The following is a 20693-nucleotide window of genomic DNA, read 5'->3' as shown; positions in this document are numbered from 1 at the left end:
TGCAAATGAGAAAACAAATAGCAAGATCGACAATAGAAGACACCCCGCCGCCATTCACGCTTACTAGAGAAGTCAAAAATGACAGCGAAATAAAAGAGACAGGCTATAATTATTCTGATTCAGAAAAAGAAAGAGGTCAAACCTATGAAAAAGCTTCCTATCGGTTGTAATGAAAAATGCAGAGCTTGTGCCCATCGATGGATGACCCATGAAGAAAGCGAGAAACAAAAAGAAGCCTGGTTAAAACAAAGCCTTCATCAATGGAGTCATCTTATTAACCCCATTCTTTCTCCTGCCCCAGAACAGCGCTGGGGATATCGAAATAAAGTGAGTCTTGCAGCTCAATGGAATTCTTCAGACTGGGTCTTCGGAATGAAGGTAAAAGACGAGATCATCTCGTTGAAGGAGTGTCCTATTCATTCTGAAGGGGTTCGCCTGACTCTCTCGTGGCTTGAGCAATACTTGCCCCCCTTCCCTCTTTTCCCACTTTCAATCTACGTACAGGCTGGCAGGCAAGGAACCCTTATTCTAAAAACTCACGAAACACCTGACCTCAACTGGTTAAAATACAAACAGGAGGCACTGGCTCAAACAGGACTGGAAGGATTGTGGCTCCATATGCATCCAAGTGCAGGGCGAAGGCTCTTCGGACGTGGAGCCTGGCAGCTGCTTTGGGGAAAGCCTCGTTCATATAATGAACTGGGGCTTATATACGGGCCAACGGCCTTCCAGCAACTTATTCCAGATCTATACGCCCGTTCTCTTGACGAGGCTGAAGCTTTTCTTTCTCCAAAAGAAAAAGAGGGGGTCATAGACCTTTATTGCGGCAGTGGAGCAAGTCTCAAACGATGGATTGGCAAGGGATGTCACACAGTTGGAGTCGAAACATCTGCAGAGGCCATTGAAAGCGCTGGTAGCAACGCTCCGGGAGCTCTCCTTTTGCGAGGAACATGCAGCCAACGAATACCTCAACTGGCTCAATGGATCGAAACCATAGAGGGCTATGAAAGGCTAGCCTACCTCAACCCACCTCGAACAGGTATAGAATCTGACGTTCGACAATGGCTCGCCTTAAAAGCGCGCCCTTCACGTATAGCCTATCTCTCATGCAGCGCAGGAACATTAGGCCGTGACCTTCTGTATATGGAAAAAGAAGGGTATAAAATAAAGCATATTACCCCTTACGACTTCTTTCCAAACACATACCATGTAGAAACTTTGGCATGTCTTTCTTTAAAGTAAAAAACACACCTCTGGCAGAACTCTCCAAATCCACAAACTAATCTGTACTTTCCGTTACGTTGACCGAAACAGTCAGGGGATAGTGTCTGGTCGTAGAACTTTGTCGTCAGACTTCCCCTTTTGAAAAATCTATCCGTCATGAATAACAACAACATGGGTCGTCGCTAAGGTTCGGACATCTTCTATATCGTGAGTTACATGCAAAACTGTTATCCCCATTTTTTTCTCAGGCTCATCATGCAGTTGCGCATTCTTTCCCCCCCTTTCATATCAAGAGCACAGAACGGCTCATCTAAATGTAAAATTTGCGGCTCAATGACAAGGACTCGCGCTAAATTTGACTTCCCTCTCCCATCGTGATATAAGTGTTGCAAAATTTGGACAGTTTGGAGGCTATTAGGATGTTCTTAGATGTTATCGCTTCTTCCAACTGTTTCTTTGAGTATTATTACGCCAGCGAGGGACCCCACTGGAGGGCCAGCGCTTAGGCGTCTGTGGCCTTTACAGGGCCGGGTTCCCTTAGAATGGGAACCCGGCCCTTTTTTTATTTTTTATTCCCTAAAACTAGAAAGGTGGAGATTGTTATGGGTTCTCATGAACAGGCAACACTCTTAAGACTTCAAAATATGGTACATCGTGTCTGGAATGCACAAGGCTCTTACAGACAAAAAATGGAAGTGGCTGGGATTTCTCCAGATGACATTCAATCTATTGATGATTTTAAAAAACTGCCTTTTACTACAAAACAAGACCTAAGGGATTCTTATCCCTTAGGCATGCTCGCATGTCCACGCGAACAGGTAGTTCGGCTTCATGCATCCTCAGGTACTACAGGCAAACCTACCTTCGTTCCCTATACACAAAAAGATATTGATATCTGGAAAGAGTGTATGGCAGAATGTCTCGCCACAGCAGGAGTTGCCCCCAATGACGTATTTCAAATTATCCTCGGCTACGGTCTATTTACTGGAGCATTGGGGTTCCATTATGGGGCTGAAAAGCTGGGAGCTATGGTTATCCCATCGGGAGGAGGTTTCACAGATAGACAGCTTATGCTGATGGAAGACGCACATACAACAGTCTTTACAAGCACTCCATCTTATGCCCTCTACCTTGCAGAAAGAGTGGCAAAGGAAAGCTTAATATCCCGCCTTCATCTTCGTCTCGCTATCTTGGGTGGGGAAGCATGGACAGAAGATATGGGAAGTCAGATAGAAGAAATGCTCGGCGTTACCGTAATCAACTCATATGGCCTTTCTGAGATTTTAGGCCCGGGAGTTGCCATGGAATGTGGAGCGAAACGAGGCATGCACTTTAATGAAACCCATTTTTTCGCTGAAACTGTTAATGCTGAGAATGGTAAAACCCTTCTTGATGGTGAGTTCGGAGAACTTGTCATCACTACCATGACAAAAGAAGCCTTTCCTTTAATCCGATACAGAACTCGCGACTTAACCTCTCTCATATCTGAGCCATGTCCTTGTGGCCGACACGGAAAAAGAATAGCCAGAGTGACTGGTCGTAATGATGACATGCTAATTATTCGCGGAGTAAATATTTTCCCTTCACAAGTAGAAGCGGCTTTGGCCGACGTTAAAGGTATTTCTCTTCATTACCGATTAGATGTGGATCACAAACAAGGCATGCCCGATTTAACTGTAGTATGCGAATCTGTCTCTCTTCTTTCAGCCAGCATCTGAGATGGAAAAGCTGAGAACAAGAACATCCCATTGCTTAAAAGAACATTTAGGAATTCGAGTGGACGTGCGCATAGAAGCCCCTGAAGCTCTCGGCAGAAACGAAGGCAAGGCTCTTCGAGTACTTCATGTAGCCTGATAAAAAATACAAGGAGGAACAAAACATGCTAAAAGAGGCAAGTACTGAAAAGAACATCCGTACAAGAAAGAACGTTTATGATCCTCAAGAAAATGAATTTGACCTTGAGGGCCTCCCCTTTGCTTATGAAGATGCGTTGAACAATGAACGACGATAGCGGTTACTCCTATCGTTGGCCGCCCGAGAAGCTGCCTTTAGCTTTTCGAGCGGCCTTTCTTGTTTTCAGCTCTAGCCCACCTACAATAACTAGTTATTGCCCTCTTGACAAAAACACCTTCCAATTGGTATGGTTCACTCATGAAAAAATATGATGATAATCTCACCGGCTTAAATTTAACGGGTATGTTCTGGTGGTGGCGCAGCTAGCGCCGCCGCAGGTTTGACCTGACCTTTCAGGGGCTGCGGGGCCTAAAACCCCCAGCCCCTTTTTCTTTACCTAGTTCAGTTACACTATTAACGAAAAGAAAAAGTGGGCTTCTCTCAACGTTGAGAGAAGCCTTTTTTTATAAACAGACCCATAAAACATACAGTTTAAGGAGGAATTACTCATGATACAGAAAAACAGAAAAGGATATTTTGGAGAGTACGGCGGCAGTTTCGTTCCGGAAGCACTTCAAGTACGCCTTGATGAGCTTGAGGAAGCATATGAAGAGGCAAAAAAAGATCCTTCGTTCAGCAATGAATTCATTACTGTTCTAAAGGAGTATGTGGGGAGGCCATCGGCCTTAACAGAGTGTAAGAATATCTCCCGTCACTTTGGAGGAGGCCGTCTGTTTCTTAAACGTGAAGATCTAAATCATACAGGGGCCCATAAAATCAACAATGCCTTAGGACAGGCTCTTCTAGCTCGCCGCATGGGTAAAAATGAACTCATAGCAGAAACAGGGGCTGGAATGCATGGCACCGCCAGTGCCACAGTGGCAGCCCTTATGGGAATGAAATGCACAGTCTATATGGGAGCCGTCGATGTAGCAAGACAGGCACCAAATGTGGCACGAATGAAAGTTCTCGGAACTGAAATAGTTGCCGTGCAGGATGGACAAAAGACTCTGAAAGAAGCAGTAGACGCTGCATTAAAAGCCTTTGCAGAACAGCCTGATACTTTTTATCTGCTCGGTTCGGCAGTGGGACCCCATCCCTACCCCACTATGGTCCGTGATTTTCAAAGTATCATAGGCAAAGAAGCTCGCTCTCAATTCTTAGAGCGGGAACAAAAACTCCCGGATTACGCCATTGCCTGTGTTGGCGGAGGAAGCAACGCCATCGGGCTTTTCAGTGGATTCCTGGATGACTCTGAAGTTAAAATCATAGGAGTGGAACCTGCTGGGAAAGGCCTTGCTACCGGAGAACATGCCGCAACTCTTTCTGTTGGTCAGCCAAACATTATCCATGGTTTTAAAAGCTACGTCCTTTCAAAAGAAAACGGGGAACCAGCCGAAGTTTATTCCATATCGGCAGGCCTTGATTATCCAGGGGTCGGACCGGAGCATGCCTATCTTAAGGATATTGGACGGGTAGACTATAAATCTGTGACAGATGAAGAAGCTATCGATGCTTTCAAACTCCTCAGCAATAAGGAAGGAATTATTCCTGCCCTAGAAAGCTCTCATGCCCTTGCCTATGCATTTAAACTTCTTCCTGCATTGGCGAAAGACCAGACCGTGCTTGTAAACCTTTCTGGACGGGGAGATAAAGATATGGATACTGTACTACCTCTTTTAGTGTGAAAGAAACAGAAGCGGCGCCTTTTTTCCCTTCTATAAAAGGCGCCGCTTTTTCCTTACTTTACGGAGGCAAAAGAAAAGAGCCATTTCATCATATAGTTAAATAACCTGCTTCTATGTTCTTCAGGCAGCGAAATTATTCTGAACCACCGAGAAATCTCTATATCTGTTGGGATTTCAACAAGACTCCCCTCTCGCAATTCCTGTTCAACTGCCAAACGGGAAAGGCAGCTCATCCCCATACCAGCTTCCACCACTCGCTTAATGGCCTCGGTATGCCCAATCTCCTGCACATAGGGGAAACGCAAGTTTTTACTGGCAAGAAGTGCTTCGAAAGAGCTAAGCGTCCCAGACCCACGCTCTCTCAATACCCATTGCTCCTCTATCATTTCTGCCATTGGAACCATGGAGCGACAAGCAAAAGGATGTTCTGGAGATGCTATAACTACCAACACATCCTTAACCCACTCTTTTTCATCAAGATCCCTTTCTTCTACAATCCCTTCGACGAGACCGATATCAAGAATTCCTTCTCGCACAAGCTTGGCAATCTCTCGCGTGTTGCCTACATTTAATGTAATTCTTACCTGCGGATGTTCATCGCAGAATAATTTTAAGCGTGTGGGGAAAAAATAATTTCCTATAGTCGTACTGCACCCGATCATAAGTTCTCCCATAAGAGCTTTTTCCGTATTGTGAGCCATATCCACTAAATCTTTTACCGATGCTAAAATATTTTTTGCCTTTGGCAAGAGAGCACGCCCACGATCGTTGAGGATCAACCCTCTTCCCACTCTATGAAAAACAGATCCCCCGAGCGTTTTCTCTAGCTCTTTCAGTGACATACTCACAGCAGATTGTGTTAAAAAAAGCTTTTTGGATGCCGCTGTCATATTCTCAAACTGAGCAATATAAACAAATATTTCAAGCTGCCTCAACGTTACTGATTCCATTAAAGGCCTCCAGCGTTATCAATTTTATTGATTGAAGTTATCATAATAATAAGCTGGAATCAACAACCAATCATGGTTATAGTATTACACTGCATTGCAACAAATTTAAACAAAGGAGTTCATGATGGTCCTTCAGTCACCATTTTTCTGGATTGCAACCGGCCTCATTCTCACTTTTACTTTCAACTCTCCTGCCCTAGCCCTCTGCGTAGGCAGCATTATTGCTCTCATTTGGGGAAACCCTTTGAAGAATATAACGGGAAAACTTTCAAAATACTTACTTCAGCTCGCCGTCATCCTTTTGGGATTTGGGCTGCAACTCAATGTTATTCTAAAAGTAGGTTATACTTCCCTGGGAATCACATTTTTTAGTATTTCTACGACCATGTTGCTTGGATGGCTTCTTGGAAAACTCTACAAGGTAGAACATAATGTTTCTTTACTTATTAATAGTGGAACTGCCATATGCGGCGGAAGCGCAATCGCAGCCATGTCTCCCGCAATTGGCGCTTCTCAGGCCCAGACTGCCGTGGCTATGGCTGTTGTCTTTTTACTGAATGGAATTGCGTTACTGATCTTTCCCTATGCGGGACACTTTATGGAATTAAGCCAGACCGACTTTGGTATTTGGGCCGCCCTTGCTATCCACGATACAAGCAGTGTGGTTGGAGCTTCCGCCATCTATGGAACCGAAGCCCTGGTCATTGGAACAACGGTAAAACTTACTCGCGCTCTTTGGATTCTTCCCCTTTCATTTTTGGGAGCCAAACTCAACAAAAACCAGAGTAAGGCTACAATACCCTGGTTTCTTTTTGGTTTTCTGCTCACAGCACTTATTCGTTCTCTCATGCCAGAAGCAGATGGATGCTGGAATATGCTGGCACTAGGAGGGAAAAAACTCATGGTGGGAACCCTTTTTTTTGTAGGCGCCGGATTAACAAAAGAAGACCTAAAAAAGATAGGTAAAGGTGCTTTGTTGAAAGCTGTTACTCTCTGGGTTCTCGTCTCGTTACTTTCTCTTACAGTAATAAAATTAGGTTTTATCCATCTTGGTCTCTAATTTCCAAATACATAAAAAGCCGGGCCAATCTGCCCGGCTTATTTTTTACATTTTCTCTGGATGTCCAAGAGCCAGTCCTAAAAAAAGCATTACCATGAAACTCGTAACCACAATGACTAATGACATAAAAACACCTCTTATACCCTATAAAATTACTACACTTAACACTTTACAAAGTATATCCGTTCTTGTCAATACTTTTCTTTAAAAATGTTACTTTTTCCATACAATTTCTTGATGACTCCTCTTTGCGGTCTCTATTCAAATTTTAACAAACACTGCCCACATCGCCTTTTGACAGATTTTGCAATACATGCCAGGGCTATATAAACGTAAAAAAATTTTATAAAATGGGGGTACTTTTTAGCATAAAGGAGGAATGCACAATGAGACCTGTCCGTTTACATGCTCCAGATGCACCTGCACCAAAAGGTTTTTATTCTCCAGCTGTTCGTATTGGCAACCTCATTTTCACAGCAGGGCAGCTTCCTTTAGACCCTAAAACAGGAGAATGCCTCAGAGGCTCTGTGGAAGAACAAACAGATTTAGTTATTCGCAACATAAAGGCCCTTCTCGAAACGAATGGCTCCTCCCTTGAGCATGTAGTGAAATCCACTATTTTCATACGCAGCACCGATCAATGGGACGCTGTAAACAAAGTATATTCTCGCTATTTTGAAAACACCACTCCACCAGCGCGGGGTATTTACTGCGGCTTAGACATTAACTATGGGCTTGATATTGAAATGGAAGTCGTAGCGGCCATAGCGGAGCCAGAAGAATAAAAACCAATAAAAGAGGGATAGGTCTTGGAAAAGATTCTCTGAGACCTATCTTTTTTCAATGCGATTTTTCAAAATGATGAGAAGTGCCCCTAAAAGAACAAGACCCCCTCCTATGCCCTGCATAAGGGACAGTCGATCTTGAAAAAATATCACTGAAAGAAGCACAGTCACAAGGGGTTCGACCATGCTAAGAATAGAAGCAACAGTAGGAGTAGTAAGCTTAACTCCTATGAAGAAAGTAATAAATCCACAAACAGAAATGAAAGACACAAGAAAAACATAAAACCAGGCAGAAAAAGTACGTGGCAAAACCACATTCTGTGCCAATAATCCACCAATGCCATAAGAAATAGTGGCACACAGGTAAACATAAGCTACTGTTATATGAAAAGGAGTTACCTTCATTACTGAATGACCATAAATTACATAGGCAGCATAAAACACAGAGGCGCATACTGCTAAAAGAAGTCCCTTTATATTCGCGGATGCCAAGCCAGGCCCCGAAACAAAGTACAGCCCGAAAAAAGACAGGAAAATAGACATTACAACAATGCGAGTAATTCTTTCCTTGTTGATAAAAGAGGAAACTATCGCAACTAACGTTGGATATGTATAAAAAATGAGGACAGCTAAGGACGCTGGGATGTACTGAATAGATGAAAAATAACTAAAACAGAAAAAGGCGTAAAATACTCCGCCTAAAAGGAAAAGACGTAAAAATTGTTTTCTTTCAACACAAACACATTGATAACCCTTTTTACAAATTGAGAAGAGAAATAAAAAAAGCGTGGAAAGAGAAAAACGAAGCAACAACATGGTCATCACATTTACATTTTCCTTGTAGGCAAATAAGGCTAAAATAGCAACTGATCCTAAAAGAGATGCGGAAGCAAGCACTGAGAAAGAGCCTTTATAGTAGGTAATGGATGTTGGGGATGGTATTTCCGGATTCCTTTTCATTAGATCTCCTCTGATTCGATGTTAAGAATGAAGAATATTCCTTCGATGATCACAATATACACTATCATGGAGAATCATCAACAGAAAGGTATAAAAAAAGAAGGGGCTTAAAGCCCCTTCTTTTCACTCCACTGAAAAAATAAAAGAACTCCTAATAGAAATACCGTAATTACAATCCAATGGTTAATACCTATAACTTCTGGAACGGTAATTTTCCCAAGGTTACCCCATGTCAAAAGCGTCTGCTCCATATAGGGGTAGGCTTCGGCATAAAGGGCAGCGCCTGCTACCATCCCTAAAATACCCCATAGAGCATCAAAACGCCCCTCCCCCAAAGCTCCTAAAGATGTTCCCGGACAATATCCCAACAACCCCCAGCCTATGCCAAACAGAATACCGCCAGGGATGACTCCTCCTAAAATTGTTGGTTTTATTGAAAGCTTTACAACCCCTAAATCTCTAAGGAAATATGTCCCAATCATGGCTACAATAATCGTAGAAAGCATGAACTTAAGAATAGTGAAATCGAGGAGGCGAAGAGCACCAAGCTGCCTGTCATAGCGAATAGTTTCAGATCGCTGAAGCAAAATACCAAATATGATACCTGTAACAAGCCCAAAAATTAGATCCAGCTCCATGAATTTTCACTCCCTTCCGTACAGGATGCGGGCCACAAGCATTCCTGCGCCAAAAAAGAGAACCAGAGCAATAAATCCGCTTACCGCCAGCTGAAGCGAACCGCTTAGCCCGTGCCCACTCGGTCACCCATCAGCCAGTCGGGCCCCAAACATAGCGACAATACCTCCAAAGAAAGCTATTATAGCCCGGGGGAAAATGCGTTTCCCGAAGCGATCTTCCCAGGAATCTGGAACCCATTGAAATCGAAAGGTACCCGAAACTAAAGAACTCACAAGGGCTCCCAAAAAGATACCTGCCACAAACATCAGCTGCCAGTCAATCTTAGGAGCATTTTTAACTAAATAGCCAACTGTAGAAAAGTGTTCTGATGCAAGTGTCTTCTCCACAAAACCAGCAGATCGGACAAAGGACGTTGAAGCCCCAAAGTACTTCCCAGATAACCACGTAGAAGCTACTGAAAGAAGGCCTGCCAGACTTCCTGCAACATAAGGATTCATAGGTCTCATTTTGCGCTGCATTTAATTTCCCCCCTTCTCTATTCTACTCTTGCAATGTATTTTAATATAATCTCCTAAATAATCAAAAGAAAATTGTATGTATTTGTGTTAATCTTAAAGTACTTTTTCCCAAGGAGGTTTAAAATGCGCATTGCCCTTATTGGTTTTGGAGGAGTAGGAAAAGCTTTTATAGAGCTCTTACACGATAAGCATGAAATATTAAAGAGCATGGGCCTTACACTTATCCTTAAGTCTGTAATGAACAGCAAGGGGGGTATCTATAATCCTATGGGAATTGACCCCCTGCGTCTTATTGAACACGTCCACCAAGGAGGAGAGCTTTGTGAGTTTCCCGATGAAGGTATTCGTAAAGAAACCTTTCAGAACCTTATTATGCGGCGAGATGTGGATTTATTAATAGAAACGACACCCACAAACAATAAAACGGGAGAGCCTGGACTGACCCATATCAGCAAAGCATTGGAAAGAGGTTTTCATGTAGTAACGGCCAACAAGGGACCCGTTCTTTTAGCTTATAAACAATTATGCACCCTTGCCGCCAAAAGCCACGTGCAATTAGGGATAGGCTGTACAACAGGTGGAGCTTTGCCCACTATTAACGCAGGACGTTTTGATCTTGCAGGAGCCCAAATTCTTTCCATTGAAGGAATTCTTAACGGAACAAGTAATTATATCCTCAGCGAAATGGAAGAACGAGATTGCAGCTATGAAGAGGCATTGAAACAGGCCCAACAAATGGGCATAGCAGAAACAGACCCTTCACTGGATGTGGAAGGCTGGGATACTGCAACAAAACTTCTCATACTTACCAACATTCTTATGGAAGAAGAACATAAACTAAGAGAAATTCGCGTTGAGGGAATAACCCGTCTTTCACCCCAACATATTCAGGAAGCGAAAAAAGAAGGAAAACGTCTTAAATTAATAGGAAAGGCTGAAAAAGGAAATAACCGAACAGCGCTTACAGTGGGAATTGAAGCTTTAAGCCAGGATCACCCCCTCTTTAACGTGAATAGTACTAATAAGGCCGTACGTTATATAACCGACACTCTTGGAGACCTTACGGTTATAGGAGGAGCATCGGGAACTAAGTCCGCAGCTGCTTCTATTTTACGAGATATTATTAATATTTATAAAGGATACCCGTTTGTTTAAAACTAAGAGAAAGAAAGTGGAGGGAAACAATACGTTTCCCTCCTTCGTAAGAGGAGTGTTTCACTGGGCTATTCAAGACGGAGTATGGCTTTTTCTATTCTATCGAGGCCTTCTTTAATGGTGTCGAGAGACTTCGCAAAAACAAAACGCACATACCCTTCGTAACCAAAGGCTATCCCTGGCACTACCGCCACATGAGCGACATTGAGAAAGAATTTTGCCACATCTTTATCGTTCTTGATTCTTTCCCTCCCAAAGGTTTTGCCTATCAGTTTTTTTACATTGGCAAAAATATAAAAAGCACCGTCTGGGTCGATACATGAGAGTCCATTGATAGAATTAATTCTATTAACTATATAATCTTTACGCTGCGCATATTCCCCTACCATAAGAACAATATCTTCCTGAGGGCCAGAAAGAGCCTCTACCACTGCCTTTTGGGCAATAGAGTTCACATTTCCTGTTACATGGCCCTGAAGAGCATTCATTCCCTTGATAATTTCTTTTGGCCCAGCCGCATACCCTACTCGCCAACCAGTCATTGCATAAGTTTTAGAAACACTATTAACAAGAACGCACCATGGTTTATACCGTATATCCAAGGCCGCAGGGCTAGTATGCTTCGCTCCGTTATAAAGTAAATACTCATATACTTCATCTGTAACTACAAAAGTTTCTTTTTCCACGAGAAAATCCATTATTTTTCTCATCTCTTCTTCTTCAAACACAGCACCTGTGGGATTACAAGGCGAGTTCAAAACAAAAACTTTAACCTTCGGGTTCCAAATCTTTTGTACTTCTTCTAAGCGAGGGCGAAACTTATTCACTTCCTGAGTAGGCATAAAAACAGCGTTGGCCCCTGTTAAACGTATTTGATCTACATAGCTCACATAACAAGGTGTAGGTATAACCACTTCATCCCCTGGATCGCACAATGTAGCAAAAACTTCGTAAAGAAGCTGTTTCCCACCATTACCTATAAGAACTTCTAAAACATCATAATCAAGATTATTCTGACGTTTTAGTTTTTGCACCACAGCTTCTCTAAGTTCAAGAATCCCTGGAACATCAGTATATTTGGTGAATCCCTCTTGAACAGCTTCTATAGCGGCATTCTTAATATAATCGGGGGTATCAAAATCTGGCTCTCCCTGAGCAAAGCTGATAACATCAACACCCTGGCGTTTTAAGCTATTCGCCAGAAAAGACGTTTCTTCGGTGGGAGATGGTTCTATGCCAGCGACAAGATCCGATAAAACTTTTCTACTCATTATTCTACCCCTCCATCTATTCTTCAATATATAGAGCCAGGTCGGGACATGTCTTCTCACATATTCTGCATTTGACGCACTTCTCAGCATTAACAGCCGTTACAACAGCAAAGCCTTTACGGTTTGTTTCGCCAGTAATTGCATAAACATTCGTCGGGCAGGCCTCTACACAAAGTCCGCAACCTTTACATAAATCTTTATCGATATGTATGGTCATAAGCTTCACCTCAATTTGCGAATAATCTCAATAACTTCTCTTGGATTTTGCGCCACATATACGCCAGACTTTGCAAGAGCTTTCATTTTTGAAGCAGCTGTTCCTTTATTGCCTCTGATGATAGCCCCCGCGTGGCCTAAAGATTTCCCTTCTGGAGCCGATCTTCCCACAATAAGAGAAACAACCGGTTTCGTTACGTGTTCAGCAATATATTCCGCTGCTTTAATCTCCGTTGCCCCGCCAATTTCTCCTAGAAGCAAAATAATTTCTGTTTCAGGATCCTTTTCAAAAAGCTCAACTATTTCTTTTTGAGTTGTTCCCCAGATAGGGCCACCACCAAGAGCAACCACTGTAGACTGTCCTATTCCCGCTTCTGTCAACGTTTTCCCCATTTCATACGAAAGGGCGCCACTCTTAGAAACAACTCCTACATGTCCTTCTTTAAACATTCGCGCAGGATGAGCGCCAAGCTTACACTTCCCTGGAGCGATCAACCCGGCAGCTCCAGGGCCTATAATCCGTGTATTATGGGCTGATGCATAACTGATAATTGCAAGCACATCTTTTTGAGGAATACCTTCCATCGTAAGAACAAGCAAAGGGATAGCGCTGTCAATAATTTCAAAAGCAGCATCTTTGGCAAGAGCAGGCGGGACAAAACTAATAGCTGCGTCGGCACCATACCTTGAAACTGCTTCACTGACAAAATCAAAAACAGGTATATCGTGTACTATCATTCCACCTTTACCTGGCGTAACTCCTGCCACAATGCGGGTCCCATATTCAATAAGAGTTTGAGTTTGAAGGGCTCCTGAGCGACCTGTTATTCCCTGAACGAGCACTTTAGTATCTGCATTAATAAGAATGGACATGGCTATTCACCCTCCGCTGCCATAACAGCTTTTTCAACAGCTTCTTCAAGGTCATCAAACACTGGAAGGCCTGAGTCTATCATCATTTTCTTACCCTCTGTCTCCATAGTTCCACATAACCTCACAAAAAGAGGCACTGAAAGACCATGATCATTTTTGTAGCGAATAATGCCTTCTGCCATTTCATCCATTCTGTTAAATCCACCGATGAGTATAACCAGCAAACTTTTTAGCTCTTTCGTAGCCCTGTTAAACACTGTTTCCATAGCCTGATACATCACATCAGGGCTAGTCAAGCCTCCCATTTCGCAAAAATCAGCGGCTTCCCCGCCAAAATCACGAATAAGGTCAAGAGAAAGCATCCCCGTACCAGCTCCGTCTGAAATCATACCGATATTCCCATCAAGAGGAACATAGGTAATGGTACCCTCATCTTTCGCTTTTGCGTTGTTTTGTTGGATTACATTTTGCTGTTCCTGAAACTCTTGGAAAATTTCTTTTTGACGAAATTCAGCATCGTCATCTAGATTGATCTTTGAGTCGAGGGCAATAAGTCCTGCGGAGGTTTTCACTAATGGATTAATCTCAATTAAACTTGCATCATACTGATTGAACAGGGCATACATGGCTCGTAAGACTTTACGCAAATCCTTGAGTTCGTTACGAAGACTCAGGAAATCTGCAATTCTTCTGAAATGATAATCAGAAGGCCCCGCAAGAGGGTCAAAAGACAATTTCAAAATTTTTTCTGGCTCTTCTTCAGCTACCTTCTCTATTTCCATGCCTCCGGCGGCACTGGCAATGATCAGTGGTTTCTTAAGTTCTCCATCTATAACGAATGAAAGGTAGTATTCTTGTAAAATATCTACCTTTTCCTCCGCAAGAAGGGCTAATACTCTCTCTCCCTTGAGGCTTGATCCTATTAATCTTTTCCCTTCCTGAACAAGAGAAGCATTGTCATCACATACTACCACTCCACCAGCTTTTCCTCGTCCTCCAGAAAGAACCTGTGATTTTAATACGAGAGGAGCGTCAAGGGTTTCTAGATCTTCGAAAGATCGCACGAGCCTTCTTTTAGGAACAGAGATGCCACAACGGGCAAAAAGCTCTTTTCCCTGAAATTCATAGAGTTTCATCAGCCTTGTCCTCCGGATCTAAAGCAAACTGAACGCCAGCCTCTACGGCTCTTTTATTAAGATCCCAAAAGCGCGGTTTTACAGTATCTCTCACCACATCTAAAAGGTGCTCTTTCGTAAAAAGATTTGTTTTAGCCTGAAGATAACCAAGCACCACCATATTCGCTGCCATTTTATTACCTAGGCCAATAGCTATCTCAGTAGCGGGGATCTTATAGATAGATACTTCAGAACCAACACCTGAAAGATCTGGTACAAGTTCACTATCTACAATAAGCAAACCATCTTTCTTAAGCCCCGGCACATAGGAACGAAAAGCTGTTTGAAAGAGTGCAACAAGAATGTCGTTTTTTTCCTGAATGGGCGTACGAATAGGGGTGTCAGAAATAATTAACTCTGATTGGCATTGTCCCCCTCTCGCCTCAGAACCATAAGATTGGGTCTGGACAGCATAGAGCCCCTGTTTTGTAACTGCAGTTTCTCCAAGAATAATGGCAGAAAGAATAATGCCCTGCCCGCCGTAACCGCATAAACGGATGCTCAAAGGCTTCATGCCTGAACCCCCTCTCGATAAACAGAGCTTCCCTCAAAAACAGGCCGCTGCTTATTTACAAATTCCCCTAAAACAGTTTTTCCTTCCAGCTCTTCTTCACTCATATTTTCTGCCTTTTTGGCCATGACACAAATAGATCGTATCCACTCGAATATTTTTTGAGGCTGACCGGTGTTTAGCGCATAGCGACCAAAGTGGGTAGGACATTGAGATAAGATTTCAAGAACGGCAAATCCTTTATGGGAAAGGGCTGATTTCATTAGACTTTTCATTTGAGGCTGAAATGGGGTTGCAGAACGGGCCACATAGGTTGCCCCGGCGGCCTCCGCTACCTTGCACAAATCAAAGGGTGGCTCTCCGCTTCCATAGGGGGTCGTCATCGTGACAGCTGCTGCTGGAGTCATGGGAGCCACTTGCCCTCCAGTCATGGCAAAATTAAAGTTGTTTACCACAATCATTGTAACGTCAAGGTTTCTACGAGCAGCCTGGATAAAATGATTGCCTCCGATTGCCGCTGCATCGCCATCACCAGCAAAGATAATGACACGAGTCTGAGGTTTGTGTAGTTTAATGCCCGTTGCCCAGGCTAACGTCCTCCCATGAACGCCATGCAGCATATCTGTTTTAATATAAACCGGAATGCGAGCAGTACACCCAACGCCACCTATGGCAACTGTGGAGTCAAGGTCAATCTGCATCTCGTCTACTACCTGCAGAAAAGTATTCAGAACTTGACCACACCCACAGCCTGGACAAAACATATGGGGCAGCTTTTCTTCGCGCATATATTTTCTTAAAGGATTCTTGAGCATTATGCCCAGACCTCCTCTATTACGGTTACTATTTCCTGGGGAGAGTGAATGAGTCCCCTATTGCGTGTTGCTCTTGCTGTTTTACAAAGACCGCCGCACACACGTTCTATTTCTCCCGCATATTTACCAATATTCATCTCAACAGAAATCACTGTTCCCACATTTTTGGCAACATCCCGTATCGCTTCTTCCGGAACAGGCCAAACTGCATCAAGCTTAAGCACACCGACCTTCATTCCTTTTTCCCGGGCAAGATCCATGGCATCAAGACACGGCCGAACTTCACTTCCGTAAGCGATAAGGGCTACATCAGCATCGCCCATATTAAAGGTCTGAGTTGTAGATATAGAGTGCCTGTTCTCCCAGATTTTTCCAGTGATTCTCTTGTAAAGTCTTTCGAACACATCTGGATCCCAATCGATACTTCCTTTTTCATCATGGGGGTTTAAAGAATAAATGGTATGATAACCTTCTCCCAGCTCGGCGAAATCTGGCACTCCAAAGGGGTCGGCTTTAAATGGCATATATTCTTCTGGGGAAGCAGTTGTTCTCTTTCTATGAACTATGGGAATATCGGACGCTTCAGGGATAGAAAGGCGTTCTCTCATTAAAGCTATGGTTGTTTCTGACATAACAACAACTGGAGTGCGGTACTGTTCTGCTAAATTAAAGGCCCGAACTGTGTAGTCGAAAAGTTCCTGTACTGAAGATGGTGCAAGAACGATCATTTCGTGATCGCCGCTTACACCCCATCTCATCTGCATTACATCTGCCTGTGTTGCAAAATTTTCTCCTCGGCAACGCTGCACATCTACAATAACAATAGGAGCTTCTATAGCTACGGCATACCCAATACCCTCTTGCATATAGTTGTAGCCAGCACTTGCAGTGGCTGTCATGGCCTTCGCGCCCGCTAAAGAGGCTCCTGAAATTGCATATATGGAGCATAATTCATCTTCCCCTTGCAGAAAGTGCCCTCCAACTGCCGGCAAACGCTGTGACATTCTCTCCGAAATCTCATTGGCCGGTGTAATCGGATATCCAGCAAAAAAATCACATCCTGCAGCCAAGGCGCCTTCTACACACGCATAATTGCCTAGCATAAAGTGGACACCTGATAAAACTCTGCTCTGCTTATTTTCATCAGAAGTTCCCATAGACAAAGCTCCTTTCAACTTATATTGGCAAACAATATTTTCCTTTTTTTTAAATAACGTAAAATAAGTAATAACATGCGCAATGCTGAATGTCAAATATATTACATACATTGCAGATAATATTTTAAGCACTTTGCATTTCCTTCCTCCTTACCCTTGACAGCAACTGCAAAAAAGACGAAAGTATATTAAAAGTTCACCTAGTGAAATCATTATGCTATGGAAGGATGGAAAATATGGGTATAAAAGTATTTCAATCCCTTGGAGATCAAGTTTTTGAAACTCTTAAAGAAAAAATCGTCAACAACGAATACAAACCTGGAGAACTTATGCAAATAGACAAACTCGCAAGTGAGCTGGGGGTAAGTACAACCCCTGTGCGAGAAGCTCTACTTCGCTTAGAAAGCATGGGGCTTGTGTGTATCGAAAGAAACAAAGGAGCGGTTGTAACACAAGTCAGTAAAAAACTAGCCCAATATACATGGGAGTTTCGCAGACTTCTTGAAGCCCATACATCTCGAGATGCAGCTATCCATTGCTCAGACGCAGAACTTGAAGCTCTTGAGTCTACCTTGCAAACAGTACTCGCACACCCAAGTGATTTTGAATTATATAAAAAATCAGACCTAGCTATTCATGCGCTTCTTTCGAAATACACAGAAAACTATCTTATTATTAACTCTCTAAATAACCTGAGCATTAACGCAAGGCGAATTCGATATTTCGCAGAAGAGGGGCCCTTCCCAGAAGAAGTTATCGTCCCCGTTACTTATGAACATTTATCGATTGTGGAAGCACTAAAATATCACAATCCTGACCTTGTAGAACAAAGGGTAAAAATGCACCTTGAAAATGCCGAAAAGCGAACTATGAAATCCCCTTTCTTTGACAATGAGTAGCCTATCCAACCTTTTTAATGCAGCAAAATAATAAAGCTCGTACGAGCTTTATTATTTTGCTGTTCCACAACTCGCATACAGAATGTTTGAATTTTAGACAAAGACAAAAAAGATTTTAAAATTATTTACATTAACAAATAAGGCATCCCACAAAACTTACTTCCATAAAATTATTAAAGAAATTATTGCATATATTAAGAACCTTTTTTGTTTCAAGAGTCAAGACTCAATACTGCTGTAAATTTATTTTCGGTTAAATATGGTTTCATACGCCCCGAATCATCGGGGAATCTTTGCCTGTAGCTTGACAACTGTTTCGCTGAGCTTTCTCCAGGAACGGAATGTTCTCCCTGTATTCCCTCGTGTCCAGATACATTCTTCCAGGACTCCATTCCTCGTCTTTTTCAAGGAGCAACAAGCCTATAAGCCTCATAACAGATCCATCGTCAGGGAATATGCGAACAACCTTTTCCCTTCGACGAATCTCCTCGTTGAGCCTCTCTATCATGTTGGTGCTCCTGAATCTTTTCCAGTATTTTTTTGGAAGTACGTAAATGACAAGTATGTCATCTCCTCCTTCGTCAAGCATTCTGGTAACGTCAGGAATGTCTTCTTCATATTTATCCATCACATCTTCTATGATGATTCGCGCATCCTTGCTGGTGGAGGCATTGAAGATGCGGTCCATGTCTTCCGACACCTCCTTCATCCTTTTAGGCGGCACATGGGCCATGACGTTCCTCCTGAAATGGACCTGGCATCTCTGCCAGCTGCTGGCGGGGAAAGGACCTGTCCGCTGCGGATACCAGTCCTTCGTGTTTATCGGAGATGACGAACTTCACGCCGTTAAGCCCACGCTCCCTCCTCCCTCAGGGATGAGAAGAACTCATACCACGTATCCTCGCTTTCTTTCGCAGCCACGGTGAGTCCAAGGATATGCCTGTAACCTCTTTCATCTATTCCAACGGCTACAAGAAGAGCGCGCTTTATGACCTGATGTCCGAACCTCACCCTTACGTAAACGTAAAGGGCGGCAGCAAGAAGGAAGGGGTAGGCGCTTTCTGAAAGATCCCTCTCGTTCCAGGTCCGCATATCATGGTCCAGTTCCTTGCAGAGCCTGCTTACCATCGTTTTGGATATGTTCTCTCCGCACAGGGGTTCCATTATTTTACGGACCTTGCGAGTGCTTACTCCGTTTATGTACATCTCCATAAGGCACAGGACCAGGGATCTTTCCATCTTGGGCATAAGTTTCAATGACTCCATGTCTATTTCACCACCCCTTAACTGAGGTACCCGTATCTGGATCTTACCAAGCCGTGTGGTTATCCATCTGCTGCGATACCCATTCCTGTAAGCTTTCCGGTCTTCGGTCCTTTCGTATCTGTCAGCGCCGATAAGTTCTTTTGCCTTTTCTTAGAGAGCTGCATTAAGCACTTTGCCAACAAGATTCTCCAGCCCGGATAGATCTCCTGTTAAAAGAGATTGGACAAGCGGGTTATTTAGGTTTATCTTTACTTCGGCCATCGGTGATTCACTCCTTCGGTTTGGTTGGTGACTTTACTTTAACCGAAAACCGATGGCTTTTTCCAACCTTTCTTTCCATCCCACTTTAGCTCAGTGAAATTTACAGCATTATAGAGACTCAATCATTTCAAGCACTACTTATATCGTAATAAACTATTCAGAATTCCCTCCATAGGATTAAATTTAATACAGAAAAGCATAAGCAAGTTAGTACTCATTTTAGAAAAATCTTTCTTGAAAATCTTTTTAGAGATGATATAATCCCCATAAAATAAAATGTAAATATATTTTGCTTCGTGTATAATGCAATGTATATAAGATATAATATTTTATATTTATGATTATTTTGACTTCTCCTTAAAACACCCTTTTGGGTTTTTATAAACAAGCTCAAACGCATGTAAAGATCATACAAACTAACTAAAACAGGAGGGGTTATTATGACCAAAGAAATCAGTCAAGAGTTTGTCAATGAAATTTTTCAAGGAGCCATTGATTGCCACCAACACACGGGGCCAAGTCTTTTTGCACGTACCTGCGATTCTATAGAAAGCGCCCTTGAAGCAAAAGAAGCTGGCATGCGCGCAATTTGTTTCAAAAATCATCAGGGTATTACATCGGATAGAGCAACCTTAGTTGCTAAGGCAACTGGAATGGAATGTTACGGCGGTATATGTATGAACAGATATTCAGGGGGAATAAATCCTTATTCTGTGGAAGCTGCAATGCGCATGGGAGGGAAGTATATTTGGTTTCCTACTCAATGGGCCCAACATCATATTGACACATATGGCCGCCCCGAATATTTTCACATGAAAATTCAAATCCAATACGGGAAAGAAAACGCAACTACAAAAGGAATTTATATATTAAAAGAAGATGGCACTCTCACGGACGAAACAATGGAAGTGCTTACTCTAGCAAAGGAACATAACGCCGCAATAGCCTCAGGTCATTTGTCTAAGAATGAAATAGTTACCCTTTTTAAAAAAGCACACGATATGGGTCTCGATAAACTTGTTTTACAACATGTCCAATTGAATGAACTTTGGACATGGAGTCCTACGGAACAAAAGGAACTTGTAGATCTTGGAGTTTTGATTGAGCATGTCTCTCTTTATATTTATGAAGGACGTTATTTGATATCACCCAAAGAAAACCTGGACCTCATAAATGTTGTTGGCCCAGAAAATGTCGTCTTTGGGTCTGATTGCGGCCAACTCAAAGTTCCAACCCCAACTAGTGGTCTAAAAGGATATGTAAAAGCACTGCTTGAGGCTGGGGCTTCCGTTGAGTCTATTAACATTATGCTTAAGAAAAACCCTGCTAGGATTCTAGGATTAGACTAATTTTTATAAAAGCTAAAAACAAAATAAG

24 protein-coding genes and 1 pseudogene are annotated in these 20693 nt (G+C 42.8%); 11 read left to right on the top strand and 14 right to left on the bottom strand.

The window, feature by feature from the left end:
• Nucleotides 1-5 precede the first annotated feature (5 nt).
• The 6 genes from AMICO_RS10145 (at nt 6) to trpB (ending at nt 4805) form a co-directional block, all read left to right on the top strand.
• Nucleotides 6-170, top strand: a complete 165-nt coding sequence (locus AMICO_RS10145) for a hypothetical protein (protein WP_013047933.1) — start codon at nt 6-8, stop codon at nt 168-170.
• A complete protein-coding gene (locus AMICO_RS02650) occupies nt 145-1242 on the top strand; it encodes a class I SAM-dependent RNA methyltransferase (RefSeq protein WP_013047932.1) in 1098 nt (365 codons plus the stop codon). Before AMICO_RS10145 ends, AMICO_RS02650 begins: the two co-directional genes overlap by 26 nt.
• Before the next feature lie 584 nt (nt 1243-1826).
• A complete protein-coding gene (locus AMICO_RS02645; RefSeq protein WP_013047931.1) occupies nt 1827-2942 on the top strand; it encodes a phenylacetate--CoA ligase family protein in 1116 nt (371 codons plus the stop codon).
• Between the two features lies 1 nt (nt 2943).
• Nucleotides 2944-3078, top strand: a complete 135-nt coding sequence (locus AMICO_RS10370; protein WP_083775760.1) for an acyl-CoA synthetase family protein — start codon at nt 2944-2946, stop codon at nt 3076-3078.
• A gap of 25 nt (nt 3079-3103) precedes the next feature.
• Nucleotides 3104-3235, top strand: a complete 132-nt coding sequence (locus AMICO_RS10365; RefSeq protein WP_013047930.1) for a hypothetical protein — start codon at nt 3104-3106, stop codon at nt 3233-3235.
• 391 nt (nt 3236-3626) lie between these two features.
• Nucleotides 3627-4805 (top strand): tryptophan synthase subunit beta, encoded by a 1179-nt coding sequence (trpB, locus tag AMICO_RS02640; RefSeq protein WP_013047929.1) that lies wholly within the window; start codon nt 3627-3629, stop codon nt 4803-4805.
• Nucleotides 4806-4858: 53 nt separating this feature from the next.
• Here the strand turns inward: trpB and AMICO_RS02635 are convergent, their stop codons facing one another.
• A complete protein-coding gene (locus tag AMICO_RS02635; RefSeq protein WP_013047928.1) occupies nt 4859-5755 on the bottom strand; it encodes a LysR substrate-binding domain-containing protein in 897 nt (298 codons plus the stop codon).
• A gap of 121 nt (nt 5756-5876) precedes the next feature.
• Here AMICO_RS02635 and AMICO_RS02630 point away from each other — a divergent pair, with 121 nt between their 5' ends.
• Entirely contained in the window at nt 5877-6815 is a 939-nt protein-coding gene (locus AMICO_RS02630) for a YeiH family protein (RefSeq protein WP_041459315.1), read from the top strand.
• A gap of 386 nt (nt 6816-7201) precedes the next feature.
• Nucleotides 7202-7600: a RidA family protein gene (locus tag AMICO_RS02625; protein ID WP_013047926.1), complete on the top strand. Its 399-nt coding sequence runs from the start codon at nt 7202-7204 to the stop codon at nt 7598-7600.
• 45 nt (nt 7601-7645) lie between these two features.
• Here AMICO_RS02625 and AMICO_RS02620 read toward each other — a convergent pair whose 3' ends face one another.
• From AMICO_RS02620 to AMICO_RS02610, 3 genes are all read right to left on the bottom strand, one after another.
• Nucleotides 7646-8560: a DMT family transporter gene (locus AMICO_RS02620; RefSeq protein ID WP_013047925.1), complete on the bottom strand. Its 915-nt coding sequence runs from the start codon at nt 8558-8560 to the stop codon at nt 7646-7648.
• 107 nt (nt 8561-8667) lie between these two features.
• Entirely contained in the window at nt 8668-9198 is a 531-nt protein-coding gene (locus AMICO_RS02615; RefSeq protein ID WP_013047924.1) for a DUF6691 family protein, read from the bottom strand.
• A gap of 6 nt (nt 9199-9204) precedes the next feature.
• Complete coding sequence (locus AMICO_RS02610; RefSeq protein WP_013047923.1) at nt 9205-9717, bottom strand: YeeE/YedE thiosulfate transporter family protein; 513 nt, start codon at nt 9715-9717, stop codon at nt 9205-9207.
• A 123-nt stretch (nt 9718-9840) separates the two neighbouring features.
• On the opposite strand from AMICO_RS02610, the gene AMICO_RS02605 reads away from it, so the two are divergent.
• Nucleotides 9841-10872, top strand: a complete 1032-nt coding sequence (locus AMICO_RS02605; RefSeq protein WP_013047922.1) for a homoserine dehydrogenase — start codon at nt 9841-9843, stop codon at nt 10870-10872.
• Nucleotides 10873-10940: 68 nt separating this feature from the next.
• Here the strand turns inward: AMICO_RS02605 and AMICO_RS02600 are convergent, their stop codons facing one another.
• The 7 genes from AMICO_RS02600 to AMICO_RS02570 are packed head-to-tail and all read right to left on the bottom strand — an operon-like array spanning nt 10941 to nt 16890.
• Nucleotides 10941-12143, bottom strand: a complete 1203-nt coding sequence (locus AMICO_RS02600; RefSeq protein ID WP_013047921.1) for a pyridoxal phosphate-dependent aminotransferase — start codon at nt 12141-12143, stop codon at nt 10941-10943.
• 16 nt (nt 12144-12159) lie between these two features.
• Nucleotides 12160-12360, bottom strand: a complete 201-nt coding sequence (locus AMICO_RS02595; protein ID WP_013047920.1) for a 4Fe-4S dicluster domain-containing protein — start codon at nt 12358-12360, stop codon at nt 12160-12162.
• 5 nt (nt 12361-12365) lie between these two features.
• On the bottom strand, nt 12366-13232 hold the full coding sequence (gene sucD / locus AMICO_RS02590) for a succinate--CoA ligase subunit alpha (RefSeq protein WP_013047919.1): 867 nt from the start codon (nt 13230-13232) through the stop codon (nt 12366-12368).
• 2 nt (nt 13233-13234) lie between these two features.
• On the bottom strand, nt 13235-14368 hold the full coding sequence (locus AMICO_RS02585; RefSeq protein WP_013047918.1) for a succinate--CoA ligase subunit beta: 1134 nt from the start codon (nt 14366-14368) through the stop codon (nt 13235-13237).
• Entirely contained in the window at nt 14355-14921 is a 567-nt protein-coding gene (locus tag AMICO_RS02580; protein WP_013047917.1) for a 2-oxoacid:acceptor oxidoreductase family protein, read from the bottom strand. Before AMICO_RS02580 ends, AMICO_RS02585 begins: the two co-directional genes overlap by 14 nt.
• Nucleotides 14918-15733 (bottom strand): thiamine pyrophosphate-dependent enzyme, encoded by an 816-nt coding sequence (locus tag AMICO_RS02575; RefSeq protein WP_013047916.1) that lies wholly within the window; start codon nt 15731-15733, stop codon nt 14918-14920. The genes AMICO_RS02580 and AMICO_RS02575 overlap by 4 nt, the downstream gene beginning before the upstream one ends.
• Complete coding sequence (locus AMICO_RS02570; protein ID WP_148211312.1) at nt 15733-16890, bottom strand: 2-oxoacid:acceptor oxidoreductase subunit alpha; 1158 nt, start codon at nt 16888-16890, stop codon at nt 15733-15735. The genes AMICO_RS02575 and AMICO_RS02570 overlap by 1 nt, the downstream gene beginning before the upstream one ends.
• 236 nt (nt 16891-17126) lie before the next feature.
• Between AMICO_RS02570 and AMICO_RS02565 the strand changes: the two genes are divergently transcribed.
• Complete coding sequence (locus AMICO_RS02565) at nt 17127-17789, top strand: GntR family transcriptional regulator (protein ID WP_013047914.1); 663 nt, start codon at nt 17127-17129, stop codon at nt 17787-17789.
• Nucleotides 17790-18054: 265 nt separating this feature from the next.
• On the opposite strand, the gene AMICO_RS10360 is transcribed toward AMICO_RS02565, so the two are convergent.
• From AMICO_RS10360 to AMICO_RS10350, 3 genes and pseudogenes are all read right to left on the bottom strand, one after another.
• Nucleotides 18055-18522, bottom strand: a complete 468-nt coding sequence (locus tag AMICO_RS10360; RefSeq protein WP_052292792.1) for an IS256 family transposase — start codon at nt 18520-18522, stop codon at nt 18055-18057.
• Nucleotides 18503-18631 carry a hypothetical protein gene (locus AMICO_RS10355; RefSeq protein WP_148211311.1) on the bottom strand — a complete coding sequence of 43 codons (129 nt, stop codon included), beginning with the start codon at nt 18629-18631 and terminating at the stop codon, nt 18503-18505. Before AMICO_RS10355 ends, AMICO_RS10360 begins: the two co-directional genes overlap by 20 nt.
• A gap of 4 nt (nt 18632-18635) precedes the next feature.
• Nucleotides 18636-19190 (bottom strand): annotated as a pseudogene (locus AMICO_RS10350) (IS256 family transposase); the annotation flags it as partial.
• Nucleotides 19191-19756: 566 nt separating this feature from the next.
• Between AMICO_RS10350 and AMICO_RS02555 the strand changes: the two are divergent.
• On the top strand, nt 19757-20665 hold the full coding sequence (locus AMICO_RS02555; RefSeq protein WP_013047912.1) for a DUF6282 family protein: 909 nt from the start codon (nt 19757-19759) through the stop codon (nt 20663-20665).
• Nucleotides 20666-20693 lie beyond the last annotated feature (28 nt).

Origin of the sequence: Aminobacterium colombiense DSM 12261, from assembly GCF_000025885.1 — a bacterium.
GTDB lineage: Bacteria > Synergistota > Synergistia > Synergistales > Aminobacteriaceae > Aminobacterium > Aminobacterium colombiense.
The sequence above is the reverse complement of the archived record's forward strand: the minus strand, read 5'-3'. Positions and strand labels throughout refer to the sequence as shown.